General features: G+C 60.4%; 12 protein-coding genes. 5 read left to right on the top strand and 7 right to left on the bottom strand.

The genetic code is table 11. The features are described from left to right. Positions 1 to 60: 60 nt before the first annotated feature. Positions 61 to 1,023: a 4-hydroxybenzoate octaprenyltransferase gene (gene ubiA / locus AB4Z52_RS16275; protein WP_442218962.1), complete on the top strand. Its 963-nt coding sequence runs from the start codon at positions 61 to 63 to the stop codon at positions 1,021 to 1,023. Between the two features lie 100 nt (positions 1,024 to 1,123). On the opposite strand, the gene AB4Z52_RS16270 is transcribed toward ubiA, so the two are convergent. Further along, positions 1,124 to 1,690 (bottom strand): DUF6101 family protein, encoded by a 567-nt coding sequence (locus tag AB4Z52_RS16270; RefSeq protein WP_442218961.1) that lies wholly within the window; start codon positions 1,688 to 1,690, stop codon positions 1,124 to 1,126. A 319-nt stretch (positions 1,691 to 2,009) separates the two neighbouring features. Between AB4Z52_RS16270 and AB4Z52_RS16265 the strand changes: the two genes are divergently transcribed. Next, positions 2,010 to 4,499: a DUF1217 domain-containing protein gene (locus tag AB4Z52_RS16265; protein WP_442218960.1), complete on the top strand. Its 2,490-nt coding sequence runs from the start codon at positions 2,010 to 2,012 to the stop codon at positions 4,497 to 4,499. A gap of 261 nt (positions 4,500 to 4,760) precedes the next feature. Here the strand turns inward: AB4Z52_RS16265 and AB4Z52_RS16260 are convergent, their stop codons facing one another. Both AB4Z52_RS16260 and AB4Z52_RS16255 read right to left on the bottom strand, forming a co-directional pair. Beyond that, positions 4,761 to 5,441: a GNAT family N-acetyltransferase gene (locus AB4Z52_RS16260; protein WP_442218959.1), complete on the bottom strand. Its 681-nt coding sequence runs from the start codon at positions 5,439 to 5,441 to the stop codon at positions 4,761 to 4,763. After that, entirely contained in the window at positions 5,438 to 5,932 is a 495-nt protein-coding gene (locus tag AB4Z52_RS16255) for a MarR family winged helix-turn-helix transcriptional regulator (protein ID WP_442218958.1), read from the bottom strand. Before AB4Z52_RS16255 ends, AB4Z52_RS16260 begins: the two co-directional genes overlap by 4 nt. Positions 5,933 to 6,387: 455 nt before the next feature. On the opposite strand from AB4Z52_RS16255, the gene AB4Z52_RS16250 reads away from it, so the two are divergent. Beyond that, the gene (locus tag AB4Z52_RS16250; protein WP_442219030.1) at positions 6,388 to 6,642 is read left to right on the top strand and encodes a GlsB/YeaQ/YmgE family stress response membrane protein; all 255 of its coding nucleotides are present in this window, start codon (positions 6,388 to 6,390) and stop codon (positions 6,640 to 6,642) included. A gap of 137 nt (positions 6,643 to 6,779) precedes the next feature. On the opposite strand, the gene AB4Z52_RS16245 is transcribed toward AB4Z52_RS16250, so the two are convergent. Then, positions 6,780 to 7,460 (bottom strand): redoxin domain-containing protein, encoded by a 681-nt coding sequence (locus AB4Z52_RS16245; RefSeq protein ID WP_442218957.1) that lies wholly within the window; start codon positions 7,458 to 7,460, stop codon positions 6,780 to 6,782. A gap of 599 nt (positions 7,461 to 8,059) precedes the next feature. Here AB4Z52_RS16245 and AB4Z52_RS16240 point away from each other — a divergent pair. Continuing rightward, positions 8,060 to 10,882, top strand: coding sequence for a DNA translocase FtsK (locus tag AB4Z52_RS16240; protein ID WP_442218956.1), 2,823 nt, complete (start codon positions 8,060 to 8,062; stop codon positions 10,880 to 10,882). A gap of 3 nt (positions 10,883 to 10,885) precedes the next feature. Here the strand turns inward: AB4Z52_RS16240 and AB4Z52_RS16235 are convergent, their stop codons facing one another. Continuing rightward, entirely contained in the window at positions 10,886 to 11,698 is an 813-nt protein-coding gene (locus AB4Z52_RS16235) for a class I SAM-dependent methyltransferase (RefSeq protein WP_442218955.1), read from the bottom strand. A 131-nt stretch (positions 11,699 to 11,829) separates the two neighbouring features. On the opposite strand from AB4Z52_RS16235, the gene AB4Z52_RS16230 reads away from it, so the two are divergent. Further along, entirely contained in the window at positions 11,830 to 12,207 is a 378-nt protein-coding gene (locus AB4Z52_RS16230; RefSeq protein ID WP_442218954.1) for a VOC family protein, read from the top strand. 17 nt (positions 12,208 to 12,224) lie between these two features. Here the strand turns inward: AB4Z52_RS16230 and AB4Z52_RS16225 are convergent, their stop codons facing one another. Both AB4Z52_RS16225 and AB4Z52_RS16220 read right to left on the bottom strand, forming a co-directional pair. Next, positions 12,225 to 13,253, bottom strand: coding sequence for a methyltransferase (locus AB4Z52_RS16225; RefSeq protein ID WP_442218953.1), 1,029 nt, complete (start codon positions 13,251 to 13,253; stop codon positions 12,225 to 12,227). A gap of 64 nt (positions 13,254 to 13,317) precedes the next feature. After that, entirely contained in the window at positions 13,318 to 13,635 is a 318-nt protein-coding gene (locus AB4Z52_RS16220) for a hypothetical protein (protein WP_442218952.1), read from the bottom strand. Positions 13,636 to 13,723: the final 88 nt, after the last annotated feature.

The following is a 13,723-nucleotide window of genomic DNA, read 5'->3' as shown; positions in this document are numbered from 1 at the left end:
CGCGGCTGATCTCTTTGTCGCCGCTTGACCTTTGCCGGTTGCGCTCGCTACTACTTGGCAATGCAAAACACTGGCGATATCAATGGCCGCGTCGCCGACGCGCCTTCCGGCAACTGGGTCTACCGCGTCCTGCCGCCGGTTCTCTGGCCCTATGCGCAGCTTGCAAGGTGGGACCGGCCGATCGGCTGGCAATTGTTGATGTGGCCGTGCTTCTGGTCGGCAACGCTTGCCGCTGACGCCGCATCGCAGGCGGGCCGCTTCGTCGGCGAGCTGCTGGTCTATCATCTCCTGTTCTTTTTCATCGGCGCCGTCGGCATGCGCGGTGCGGGCTGCACCTATAACGACCTTGTCGATCACAGGATCGATATGGAAGTGGCGCGAACGCGCTCCCGCCCGCTGCCCTCCGGTCGCGTCAGCCGCCGGCAGGCCAAGATATTCATCGCTCTCCAGGCGCTCGTTGGCCTCTTCGTCCTTTTGCAGTTCAATTGGTTCACGGTCCTTCTCGGGGTGCTGTCGCTTGGCATAGTCGCGCTCTATCCCTTCGCCAAGCGCTTCACCGATTGGCCGCAGTTCTTTCTGGGCCTTGCCTTTTCCTGGGGCGCGCTGATGGGCTGGGCTGGCATCTTCGGGCGGCTTTCGTTTGCGGCGGTGGTGCTTTACGCGGCCGCGATCCTGTGGACGATCGGCTATGACACGATCTACGCCCATCAGGACAAGGAGGACGACGAGCTTATCGGCGTCCGCTCGACCGCCAGGCTTTTCGGCGACAAGACCCGCATATGGCTGATCGGCCTTTATGGCGCGTCGCTGCTTTTGATGCTTCTGGCCTTCGCGATGGCCGGGGCAGGGGTTCTTGCCTATTTCGGCCTTCTGATCGCCGGTGGCATGTTCGCCTATCAGATCCTGGTCTTGGACATTAACGACGGCGCGCAATGTTTGGCGCTCTTCAAATCGAACAATAGAGTCGGCGCCATCATCTTTGCTGGTCTCTTCCTGTCGCTACTGCTCGCCATTCCGGGATAGCTTTGGCTTTTCCTGGGATAGCTGGCTATCCCACATGAAGCGCAAAAACCCGGCGCTTTTGGCGCCGGGTTTCCAATCTAGGGTGTCTCATTTATGGCGTTCAGTTGCGCGCGATGATTTCGCGGCCCTGGATCTTCATCTTCACGCCGAGCTTGCCGGTCGTACGGCGCACCAGGAAGCGCGGTCGGCGATTGGCAAAGAAAGAATGACGGCGGCGCGGTTTTGCGTCGTTGGTGCGCATGCCGCCGAGATGTTCTTCGAGCGGACGGGCGACGCCATCGGCCTCCACCATCATCATCGGAATGTGGAAGGCTTCGGACCAGGACCGCCAGTCGGCAGCGATATCGCTGAGGTCATGGGCGACGAGAAGCGGGATGCAGAGATCCGGGTCGTCATGGTGTAGTTCGAGCGTCACGGTAACTTCGCCGTCGCCGTGGTCTATGGCGCGTGCCGCAACGCCCTTGAAAGCGCGCTTCGGCAGGGCGATGGAAAGCGGCAGGCCGCTTGATGGAAGGACTTTCCGCAGCACTGCGCCGCGGGCGTCGATTGTGATGGTGACATCACCGGTTGCGCCACGCATCGCGTAGCTGACCTGTTGCGGAAAACGCGTCGGATCGAGCCGCAGAGTGGTTCCAGCCCAATGGGGCTTGAGGACGGTATTTGTCATCTATTTTCAACCCTTGTCTTACCTGAGAGCCGGTTTTCCGGTCTTCTTACGGAGAACTTTTCGTCCTCTCGATGGGGCAAGATTAGGCGGCCGCCCTTCCAGACTGCTTAAAAATCGCGGTTAAGAAAAGTTTGCGTCGTCAGATGGTTAGCAAAAATGAACCCGGTACGGTTTCCATAAAGTGAATATATTCGGATCGAAACAGTACCGATACGGCACACGCAAGGCGCGAAGGATTGTAAGTCTCAGGTAAGGTTTAGCTGCGATGATATGGTACAGATTCGCGCGCGCACCTAAGGACTTGCTGAAGGGTCCCTCAATGATCTCCACTTATCTTGGCTATACGATCGCATCCAGGGACATGGTGACGACGCTTGGCAACATCGCGGCTCAATCCGACACGAAGCGGCAGGCCGACTATTACAATGCCAATATCGGCAAGGTGAAGACGGTCGACGATCTGCTCGGCAACTACCAGCTCTACAGCTATGCCATGAAGGCCTATGGCCTTGAGGACATGACCTATGCAAAGGGCATGATGAAGCAGGTGTTGACCAGCGACCTCAGCGATACCAGCAGCTTTGCCAACAAGCTGACCGATCCGCGCTACAAGGCTTTCGCTGCAGCCTTCAACTTCGGCGCCACGACGGAGGTCGCGCAGACGAGCGACCAGGAGACCACCATGCTCGGTCTCTACACCCAGTCCTTTACCGATGAGGAAACGGCCGCAAAGACGGCGAGCGACGCCTATGCTGCCGGCATGGACAAGATTGCCAACGTTGATCAGCTCATCAGCAATACCGCGCTGAAATCCTACGTGCTGAATGCCTATGGCCTCGACCCGACCGTTACATCTAACAGCTTCCTGAAGTCGATACTGACGAGCGACCTCAGCGATCCGAACAGCTTCGTCAATGTGAACGGTAGCGCCGTCGACAAGAAGATCGCGGCGCAGTTCAATTTCAACGCCGACGGCACCGTGAAGACATCCACTCCGGATGACGACATTGCCTATTATCAAAGCCAGATCAGCTCCATCACCGATGTGAAGGATCTGACGTCCAATACCCGGCTCTTCGACTACATCAAGACTGCCTACGGGATCTCAGTCTCCGCAGCCGCCTTCAATGCCTCGGCGCGGAGCCCTTCGCTGGCGGCAAGCAATGGCCTAACAGACGTCATGGCGCAGTTCAATTTCCAGGCGGATGGCACTGTCGCCACAGGTGGCGTCGCCCAGGACGCCACCCAGCTGGCGACGGGGGCAGCGGACTATACGACAAACTTCGTGTCGCATGCGCAGACCGAGGCGCAAAAGGCCGCGGTGATGGACGAGTATAATACTTCGGTTCCGTCCTTTATGACGGCCGTGGGTGCTGCCGACAGCGACGCCTACTACAAGGCGAACATCGGATCGATCACCTCGGTGGCTCAGATCACCTCCGATTCCCAACTCTTCAACTATGTGAAGACGGCATACGGCATGGATTCGACCATGTCGGCGACGGAATTCAGGCTTGTGATGACCAACCCGACCTTTGCGTCGCTTTCCGGCCTTACCAGCGCCGCCGCGCAGTTCAATTTCCAGTCGGACGGCACTGTCGCGTCGGGCCAGCAGGCCCAGACTGCAACCGAGATCGCCGACGCTTCCACTGCCTTCAAGGCCAACTACGCGAAGGCTCAGACTGCGCTGGTGACGAGCGCGCAGACGAATTACAAAACTAGGATTTCCAGCGTCACCGACATCAAATCCTTCTTTCTCAGCAACGCGTCGGATACGGACAAGACCAATGACAGCCTGCCGGAGCTATACCAGGTAGCACTGCGCGCCTACGGCATCAGCCCGGACGAGATGTCGACGACGCAAATGAAGAAGGTGCTCGAAAGCGACCCCTACGATCCGAAAAGCTATGTCAGCTCGCTCAAGGACACTCGCTTCACAAATCTTGCGAAGGCCTTCAACTTCGGCAGCGACGGCAAGCTCGATCCCTCGGTCCAGGCCCTGTCGCAGACGACGGTCAACAGCTATATCACCCAGTATTCCAGCCGCGTCAGCATAGGTTTGACGGGCGCTGCAGCGACCAAGGCAACTGCCGACGCCAAGACCGCCGCGACCTATTTCGCCACCAATATCACGGGCGTCCATAGCGTCACCGACCTGTTGGCTGACAGCAAGCTCACGAACTTCGTCTTAACGGCAAACGGCATCGACCCGAAGAAGGTAACAACCGACACGCTGAAAAAGGCATTCGGCGCCGATCCGAGCGATCCGAAGAGCTTCGTCAACACGGCGGTCGGCGCGCAATTCAAGGGTATCGTCGAGGCGTTCAATTTCGATGCCAAGGGCAATTTGACCAACACCAAGCTCGGTACCGCGCAGAACACGGGCGCCGTTGCCAATACCGATGACCTGTTTCTTCACCAGACCCTTGAGAGCCAGGAGGGGCAGACCAGCGATGGCGTTCGCCTGGCGCTGTATTTCCAGCGCAAGGCCCCGACCATCTCGTCCATTTACGACATCATGTCCGACAGTGCGCTCTACAACGTCATCACGACGACCTTCAACCTGCCAAGCTCGATTTCAAATATGGACGTCGCCCAACAGGCAAAGCTGCTCGGCAACCTCGTCAACGTCAGCGATCTGCAGGACCCGACCAAAGTGACCAAGCTGCTGCAGCGCTTTTCGGCCATGTACGACTTACAGAACACCTCGACCTCGTCACCCGCGCTCAGCATCCTCCAGGGCTCGTCCGGCACCGTCGGCATCAGCGCCGACATGCTGTTGTCGATCGCGACATTGAAGACGGGCTGATTGCCTCTCGACGGTCTAGTAGCCAGTGATTCCCGCCTGGTGCTGATCAAGCGGCAGCCGATTTCATTTTGGTCGCAAATATCTCCGCCAAATGTCAGGGACGGCCAGAATTCGCCGCCAATATCGGTCACGGCTCAGATACGTGACCGGCGTATTCTGGGATCGAACCTTTGCCGCGCCACGCCTCGTCTAACACCCATGGTGAACTGCCGCTCGTTTTGCGATGAACGATCACGCTACGACACCGAGGCACTGTCACCCTCAAGTGCCACGCTTGACAACGCGCAGGTTCAGTCGGGTGCGAAGCTGGAAGCCAAGTTCGTTGTAAAGCGAGATCGCCGGCGCGTTCGAGGCAAAGGCATGCAGGAACGCGATCTCGTCCCGCGCGGATATCTCGCCTGCAACGAAGCGGAAGAGCAGCGTGCCGAGGCCGCGCCGCTGGAAATCAGGATGGGTGCATAGACCGCTGAGTTCGGAAAAACCTGTCATGCGCATGCGCTGACCGGCCATCGCCACGAGGCGACCATCGATCTTCACCCCCCAGAAGGAGCCAAGGCTCTGGGCGCGCAGCGTGAAAGGGCCGGGTTTGGTTAGCGTCGCAAGCGACAGCATCTCTGTTGCATCGGCCTCAGTCAGCAGCTCGATCCGGCTATCGGGTAATTGCTCATAGCGCCGTTCAGCGACCATCTGCACAAGATCGCCTTCGGCGACGACGGTCAGTCCCGGCGGGATCGCGATCGGCCCGGCTTCGACAAGCGCCATGCCCTCGTCAGGACCCGCCAAGTTCCCAAGAGCCTCGAGGCTTTCTGCCGTATCGTCAGCCGCAGCCGCAAAGGGGACGATGGAAGGCGGATAGCGCCGGGCACTCTCACTGCCTTCGGCCAGGTTCGCATGCGCAGTTCGAAGGGCATTCCAGGCCGGGCGATCGAGAATATGGCTCATGGTTTCTGCTCCTTATTGGGATTGCTGCGACGGATAAGCGGCGCTTCGGCAAGCCCGACCTCGATCGAGCCAAGTTGTTCGAGAATTGATCCCGAAAGATCGCCGCAAAGCTCGATCACCGCCTCTTCGATGCGCGGCCAGACCACCTGCTTCGAATAATCTACCAGCCCTTGCCCCTTCGGCGTCAGTGAGATCATTCGGCGGCGCTGGTCCTCGGGTGCGGCCAGCATGTCGACATAGCCCAGTTCCAGAAGCTGTGAGACGGTGCGTGTGGCGCCCGGCTGGGTGATGCCGACTGCCTGGGCAAGCTCGCCGATGGTCAACGGTCCGGCGCGGTCAATTGCCGAAAGGAAGGGATATTGAGCGGCCTGAATAGAGACGCCGAGTTCCTCGATGATCTGCTGGGTATCCGCCTGAAGCCGTTCGCCGATCCGGCGGAAGCGGCTGCCGAGGCAGAGATAACCCAACGATTTAATGATATCTTCCACCAAGGTCTTTGAACCTCTATTTTACATAACCTGTTATATAAAGCGTTATGTGATCTCTGTCAATCGCTCGGCAGATTCCCGGTAGAGGCAAACGATCGCTTGGGACAATAGCCGGTGACCGGCTTCTCCTTTGCGCCGCCAACCGCGGTCATTTGCAGACCCCGGGAAATCGTTATAGTCGGCGTTCAATAGCGCGTGTGGGCCTACCAAGCGAACATGATCGTCCGATGGCTGGAAGATAATATGGATACCAAAACCCTCGGGAACGTTCCCGTGGCGGCTTGACCACAAATTTGGAACGTCCCCGACCCCATCTGTTCGCAGTTGGAAGCCGCGGCAGAAGAGGTCATCGCCCTTGCGAAATCGTGGATGATCTTCGATAAGAAGGCTTGATACCAATCGCCACGCTACCGAAGTGGAACATGGCGTAACCCAGCTACACAAGGAAATTTCGTATGATGTCGAATGAGAGCCTGCTTGTTTTTCTCATTGTTGGCGCCCTTGCCGGATGGCTTGCCGGCCAGGTGGTGCGCGGTGGCGGTTTTGGCCTGATCGGGGATATCGTCGTCGGCATCATCGGGGCGTTTATCGCGGGTTGGCTCTTCCCCCGCCTAGGCTTCAGCCTCGGTACGGGCATTGTCAGAGCGATCATCAACGCCACGATCGGCTCGATCCTTCTCCTACTGCTCCTCAGGCTAGTACGCCGGGTATAGGGTGATGGGCCTACTCTGGGCCAACATGCGACTTCGGTGTAGGTCTCGAATGCGCCATGACCGGCCTTCGCCCGATCCAATCCGTGTCGTCGCCCTTATTCGACATCGTGCAGAAACGCTGTCGGACGGTTCGCAGGTCAGCGTCCAAGGTCGCCAGCGGCGGCGATGATCTCCGCCGCGGTCGGGAAGATGGAGAGGCTGTTCGGTCCGTCGAGCGCCTCGATTTGTGCCCAGCCGATGGTGCCGTTCGCATTGACTAGGAAGTGCCCAACGAGCTGGGTAGCGTGGTTTGCGAAGATCGCACTATCGGCTTCGTCAAGCTCGAAACGGTCCTTGGCGTTGAGTATCGTGTTGGCTTCCATCGGGTGCATCGGTTCCGGCAGCTCGCCCGTGGGGTTGATGCGTGCCGCCTGGAACTGCGCCATCGTTGCGCCATAGGGCCATTCGGGCTGTTCGCAGCTCCCATCGGGCAGGAACTCGGCATGCGGCACACCGTAGGCCCGATGCGTGCGACAGTCCGGGTCACATAGAAGCGTTATTGGCGTCGGCCGGTGGCGGAAATAAAGGCGGGCACGTTCCACCGGCGTGTTGATAACGGCCACGGTCTCCACCCCGGCGGCGCGCAGGGTCGGCTGGACGCCGGCAAGCTGTTCTACCTGTCGCCGGCAGAACGGGCAGTGCAGCCCGCGAAAGAACCCGATCACGAACGGGCGACCGCTCAAGTCGGCGAAAGAGACCATTCCGTTGAAGTTGGCCGTCGCTAGTGCGAACGCGGGGGCGGTATCTCCGGCTTGCAGCGGGCGTTTCTGGTCTCCCATGGAATAATCCCTTTGTGGTATCGTCGACGCGGACGACCGAAATTCAACTATATCACCTGTCGCAAGAAGGCCCAGCGCTCGATGTTGAGATCGCAAAATGTGGTTCGGCATGGCATTTGCCGCTCCGACCGGCGTCGAAGCTGGCCCCGCTTCTTGCCTCTCCGGCCAGTAGACAGTCAAACAGTCCCAGGGGGCCAAATGCAGCCCCTGCTGGTGGCGTTTGCCACCTAACTGCGAAAACGTCTGTGGGCCAGTCGGCGAGCGCCAGGATGCGGCATAGCATGGCGAAGCTGCGCTGATCCTCGGTTGATTCGGCACCTTCTCCCACCCTAGGACCGCTCCTCCCTTTGGGAATGGAATTCTTATCCCCTCGATATATTTTTGGTGTCTACCGGTGCGAGCGGGATAAGCGATAATTTTTGTGCACTGTCGAAGGTACCGCGAAAGCCTTCGCGGCCACCGAAATGCAGGCCCCGCCATCAACAATTTACTGCCCGTCGCCCGTCGGTTAGCCCCCTGTCGGAAGGAACTTGTTAACCGTCCTTGCCCTATCGATTGGGGAAGCTATCGGCAATATCAATGAGTGGGTTGCAGGCCTTATGCGTTTTCCCAGAACAAACTTCTCCAACATGGCAATGGGCTTCCAACAGGAGGATCACGGGCAGAAGGAGCAGTCCGAGGCTGAGGCCCGCAGGGCCGAACAGATTGCCGAACGCAGGGCTTTTCTCGAGCAGAAACTGGCAGCGGCCCGAGAGGCCAAGCGCAAGGCGCAGCTTGCCGCAAATCCGCCCGTCGCGCCGCCACGCGCCACAGCACCACAGATAAAGCCGCCTCAGGCTGCCGTTGCCGCAAGTCCGCAAAAGCCGGAGGCAATGGCCATCTTCCCTGTTCCCGTCGACGCCAACGGATCGCCTATATGGCAGACGGCCTTTTCGCTGGCGCCGAACGTCCGCTTCACCCGCACGCCCGAGAGCACGCTGACCAAGCGCCGTCCTTCCGCACCCGATGAGGCGGAAGCCCAAGGGCCGCAACAGGCCGAACCCCAATTGGAACCACAGCCCGCGACCGCCGAACGTCCCGTCGAAGCGCTCCAGTCGATGGTGGAGACGGCGGTGAGATCCATGCAGGCAGCCGCCGAGGAGCGCCCCATTTCTACAAGACCACTGACCTTCAGCGAGCGCGCCGAACGCAACGCGGTCGCCGATGCCAATGCAATCAGTGCCGCCTGGATGCACGCCCAAACGATAACCGTCGGCAAGGACGCTTCAACCCCGCAGCCTTCGACGCTCCAGCAGCGTGCAACCGATGCTGTCGCCGCTGCGTCTGTCGATCCGCGTCTGGCGAACCTCTCCGACTTCGTCTTCTGGGATATCATGCCGTTCGATGGCGAACTTCCCGTGGCCGTCACTCCCGCCTTCACACCAGCGTTCAATGCCGCCGCCACCCGCCGGTGGATTGGTCCAGGTTCGGTCGCCGCTCATTTCCGTGTCGTCGAATGCCGCCGTGTCGGTGTTGCTGCAAGCCAGGAGATGGTTGCCGCTCCGCAGCCGACACAGCCTGCCTTTCTCCAGCCCCTCGCCGTCGTGAAGGCTGAGCAGAAGCAGCCGGCCACCAAGGCTGCCCCGGTTGTCGCCGCGCCGCCTGCGGCACCGCTTGCGCCACCCCCTGCGCCGGTCGCCGCCATCTCGGCTCCGTTGCCGGTCGTCGTCCCCGAGGCGCAGAAGGACGCGCCGTCTGCAAAGGCCGCTCGCCCGGCGGCCGAGGCTAGGCCTGCGCGGATGATCGATCTGAGGCCACAGGCTTCGCGCCTGCGCGACAATGCGGTGAGCCCCGCTCCGCTCGAATGGCGCCAGGCGATGAATGGCGAGGTGGAGTACGAGTTTCCCTCCCGCGATCTGCTGCAGGAGCCTGTCGAGCGCACCGGCGTGATCATGAGCCAGGAGACGCTGGAACAGAATGCCGGGCTGCTCGAAAGCGTGCTCGAGGATTTCGGCGTCAAGGGCGAGATCATCCATGTCCGGCCCGGCCCCGTGGTTACACTTTATGAGTTCGAGCCGGCTCCGGGCGTCAAGTCCTCGCGCGTCATCGGCCTTGCCGACGATATCGCCCGTTCGATGTCGGCCCTGTCGGCGCGCGTCGCCGTCGTACCCGGCCGCAACGTCATCGGCATCGAACTGCCGAATGTCGTGCGCGAAACCGTGTTCTTCCGCGAGCTGATCGAGGCGCAGAGCTTCGAGAATACTGACTTCAAGCTGGCGCTTTGCCTTGGCAAGAACATCGGCGGCGAACCCATCATCGCCGAGCTTGCCAAGATGCCGCACCTGCTGGTGGCCGGCACGACCGGTTCGGGCAAGTCTGTCGCCATCAACACCATGATCCTGTCGCTGCTCTACCGGCTGACGCCGGAGCAGTGCCGCCTGATCATGGTCGATCCGAAGATGCTCGAACTCTCCGTCTATGACGGCATCCCGCACCTGTTGACCCCTGTTGTCACCGACCCGAAGAAGGCGGTGCTGGCGCTGAAATGGGCGGTGCGCGAGATGGAGGATCGCTACAGGAAGATGTCGCGGCTCGGTGTGCGCAATATCGACGGCTACAACGCCCGCACAGCACTTGCCCGCGAAAAGGGCGAAACGATCATGGCCGTCGTCCAGACCGGCTTCGACAAGGGCACGGGCGCGCCGATCGAGGAAAGCCAGGAGATGGACCTGACGCCGATGCCCTACATCGTCGTCATCGTCGACGAGATGGCCGACCTGATGATGGTGGCCGGCAAGGAGATCGAAGGTGCAATCCAGCGCCTCGCCCAGATGGCGCGTGCCGCCGGCATTCACCTCATCATGGCGACCCAGCGCCCATCGGTCGATGTCATCACCGGCACGATCAAGGCCAACTTCCCGACGCGCATATCTTTCCAGGTCACCTCGAAGATCGACAGCCGCACCATCCTTGGCGAACAGGGCGCCGAACAGCTTCTCGGCCAGGGCGACATGCTGCATATGGCCGGCGGCGGCCGCATCTCCCGCGTCCACGGTCCTTTCGTCTCGGATGAGGAGGTCGAGAAGGTCGTTGCCCACCTGAAGACGCAAGGCCGCCCTGAGTATCTCGACACGGTCACGGCGGGCGAAGACGACGAGGAAGAGGATGAAGACGGCGGCGCGGTGTTCGACAAGGGCGCGCTTGCCGCAGAAGACGGCGACGATCACTACGAGCAGGCGATCAAGGTCGTCATGCGCGACAAGAAGTGCTCGACCTCCTACATCCAGCGCCGCCTCGGCATCGGCTATAACAGGGCCGCATCGCTCGTCGAGCGCATGGAGAAGGAGGGCCTGGTCGGCCCCGCCAACCATGTCGGAAAGCGCGAAATCATATCGGGAAATCGCGACGCATCGCAACAGGTCCGCCACGATGATATAGATTGAGGTTTAACGAACGGCGGTTATCACATGAGCGCAAATACCGCCTTCGATGGCCCCTGACCCGAACGTCTTTGCTAAGGCCTCTGCAACCGCGCGCGTTGCGGCGTCAAGGCCGTCGGGTTCGCGCGCCTCTATCTCGCTTCTGAGCGGCGTTCCCTGGCAATAGGTAAAGGCCGCCGCCTCTGCGGACGGCGCCCTGCTGCGGTGGTCCACGCTCTCGACTGCGACGGAACGAAAGCCCGCCGTCTCAAGCTGGGCGCGGATGACTTCCGTGTCCGAGTAGCCATGCGGCGTCCGGCTCATGAAGCGCGGCGGATCGGAGGGGAAAACTGTCGCCAATGCCTCTTCGACCGCCCGCGCAAAATCGTTCGCGGCAAGCTTGTCCCAGACATTGAAGAGGAAATGGCCGCCCGGCTTCAGCACCCGGCGAGCCTCGCGATATCCCTGCACCTTGTCGGGGAAGAACATCGCGCCGAACTGGCAGGTCACCGCATCGAACGTCTCGTCGTCGAAGGGCAGCGCCAACGCATCCGCTTGCCGCCAGACGATCCGGCTGTCCCCAGGTTGTTTCTGCATGGCGACGTCGAGCATCGGCTGGTTCAGGTCGGTGGCGACAATCCTTGCCTCTGGATTGAGAAGAGGCGCCGTCGCCCGCGTCAGAACGCCCGTACCGGCCGCGATTTCCAGCAGGGACGGGGGCTTGAGCCGGCCAACGCGTCCGGCAAGGTCGTTCGCATATTCCTGAAAGATGAGCGGCACGAGGAGCCGGTCGTAGAGAGCGGGAATTGCGCCTGCAAAATTCTTGTCGGCTGCCGTCATTGCTTATCCCCCGGATATTCGATCCTCCCGTTATATCCGTTCATGCCAATATACAGAAGCGCACTGGCTCTTGCACCTCGTTACGAGACCGATATGTTAACGGGCAGTTTGAATGAAGGAGCCTGCGTTTCATGTTCGATCACATGTCGATTGGCGTAAAGGAGTTGGCACGTTCAGGCCAGTTTTACGACGCAGCCTTAGGTGCGCTTGGCTATGAGCGGGCGACCAGCTTTGATAACATGCTGGGATATGGCGCCGAGAGAGCGCAGTTCTGGGTGGGCCAGGTGGCGCATCCAGTCCCCGCCGACCGCCAATCCGGCCTGCACTTCTGCTTCGTCGCGCCGACCCAGGCGGCGGTGGACCGATTTTACGCAGCGGGTCTGGCAAACGGCGGCGAGGACAACGGCCCCCCCGGCGTCCGCCCCGAATACGGCCAGTTCTATTACGCCGCCTTCCTCATCGACCCCGACGGCTACCGGCTTGAAGCGTTTTTCCACCGCGGTGAGTGAGGCGGAGCGTCCGTTCCTCAGCGTTTGAAGAAAATCAAGCTTGCCGGCGATGGCGGTAGAGCGCGGGTGGAAATCCCGCTGAAGCCGGCGCTTCTCGCCATCTCCATGAGATCTTTCTCCGTATAGGCGTCGCCCCTGGGCGTGGTTGCCAGCATCTCCCACGAAAAGCTCGCCGGAAATGGCGGCGAAACGCGATCGTCATTCGGTACGAATTCGACGGCGACGACATTGCCTTGTGCGCTCAGGCTGCCGCGCACTTTCTGCAACAGCACGACGCAGGTTTCGAGATCAAAATGATGGAGAAAGTTCGGAAGGAGGATCAGATCGTAGTCGGTTCCCCAGTCGACTTCAAAGGCATTGCCCGGCAGAATTCGAAATCTGTCCGCAATGCCGGCGTGTTTGGCATTCTCTTCTGCGAGCGCCAGCACGGACCGCCAGTCCACGGCAACGATTTCCGCTTTCGGCAGCACCTTGGCGACTTCTATGCCGAACAGGCCATGACCTGCGGCGATATCGAGAACGCGCCTCGGCGGCGTCGGCCATTGAGCGATCTCGGCTGCCAGGCTTTCGGCGCTGCTTGCAACAAACGAGCCCATGGCGCGGGCAAACCGGATCCACACGGGATTGTCCGGGGCCACATTCGCCAAGCCTACCGATCCGCCGTTACGCACGAAGGCGGAGGGATCGTCGAGGAACAATCGTGCGATCTCGGGTGCCGCGACAAATTCGATCGCCGACCCCATATAGGCCGGGCTTTGACGGTTGAGGAAGACCTGGCTGGACGGCGTTAATTCGTACAGATCGTCTGTCTTGGTCAGGAAGCCGCCGACCACCAGAAAATCGCAAAGGATGCGCATGCCGCGCTCCGAAGCCCCGGTCGCCGTGCCAAGGGAATGCGCCGTGGCGCCGTTGCCGCCAATCGCCGTGAAAACGTCAAGCTCGATCGCTGCCTTGATCGCGGCGGTTTTCCGGAAGCCGAACATGGCATCGACCAGCAATGCCGGCGAGACCTTGCCCATGGCCATTTCATCAGCAATCAAGGACATAGCAACCCCTCCCGGTCCATCCACGATCCGCCCGACTTATCCCCGAGCGCGGTGCGACAATACATCATAACCCTCGGCGCCGGTTGCAATCTTTTGGAGTATCGCGCTCGTTGGACATCAATGTTTTGCCGGTGTGGGTTTCAGAACGATCTTCGCGCAAGTCTCTGAGGCGGCGATCGATGGGGATGGTGAAGGACCAGGCATCGGAACGCTTTGGACGAGGCCGAAGCAAGAGCCGTACCACCAGGGCAAGGACGTCGAACAAGCTCGTCTGGCAGCGATCGTCGCGGCTCGGCGCGGGGGCGCCAACTGGGTCATGGGCGAGGGGGTCACCCCAACGCTCATTGTAAAGGTCCTTGAGCAGCCAATTGGTCTGCAACATGTCAGCCTCCATTGAATCGATTCAATTAGTGCATAGGATACGCTTGAACCGATTCAATCTTGACTCGCCTACCCGACTTCGTCAAGAT

This window comes from Rhizobium sp. 2YAF20, from assembly GCF_052114685.1.
In the GTDB taxonomy this organism is placed as follows: domain Bacteria; phylum Pseudomonadota; class Alphaproteobacteria; order Rhizobiales; family Rhizobiaceae; genus Rhizobium.
This window is presented reverse-complemented; position numbering and strand designations above follow the sequence as displayed.

Coding starts and splice junctions, on each gene's coding strand:
- AB4Z52_RS16240 (WP_442218956.1), top strand. CDS start 8,060: ATGCGTTTTCCCAGAACAAACTTCTCCAACATGGCAATGGGCTTCCAA.
- AB4Z52_RS16270 (WP_442218961.1), bottom strand. CDS start 1,690: ATGACAAATACCGTCCTCAAGCCCCATTGGGCTGGAACCACTCTGCGG.
- AB4Z52_RS16265 (WP_442218960.1), top strand. CDS start 2,010: ATGATCTCCACTTATCTTGGCTATACGATCGCATCCAGGGACATGGTG.
- AB4Z52_RS16220 (WP_442218952.1), bottom strand. CDS start 13,635: ATGTTGCAGACCAATTGGCTGCTCAAGGACCTTTACAATGAGCGTTGG.
- ubiA (WP_442218962.1), top strand. CDS start 61: ATGCAAAACACTGGCGATATCAATGGCCGCGTCGCCGACGCGCCTTCC.
- AB4Z52_RS16260 (WP_442218959.1), bottom strand. CDS start 5,441: ATGAGCCATATTCTCGATCGCCCGGCCTGGAATGCCCTTCGAACTGCG.
- AB4Z52_RS16235 (WP_442218955.1), bottom strand. CDS start 11,698: ATGACGGCAGCCGACAAGAATTTTGCAGGCGCAATTCCCGCTCTCTAC.
- AB4Z52_RS16230 (WP_442218954.1), top strand. CDS start 11,830: ATGTTCGATCACATGTCGATTGGCGTAAAGGAGTTGGCACGTTCAGGC.
- AB4Z52_RS16250 (WP_442219030.1), top strand. CDS start 6,388: ATGTCGAATGAGAGCCTGCTTGTTTTTCTCATTGTTGGCGCCCTTGCC.
- AB4Z52_RS16245 (WP_442218957.1), bottom strand. CDS start 7,460: ATGGGAGACCAGAAACGCCCGCTGCAAGCCGGAGATACCGCCCCCGCG.
- AB4Z52_RS16225 (WP_442218953.1), bottom strand. CDS start 13,253: ATGTCCTTGATTGCTGATGAAATGGCCATGGGCAAGGTCTCGCCGGCA.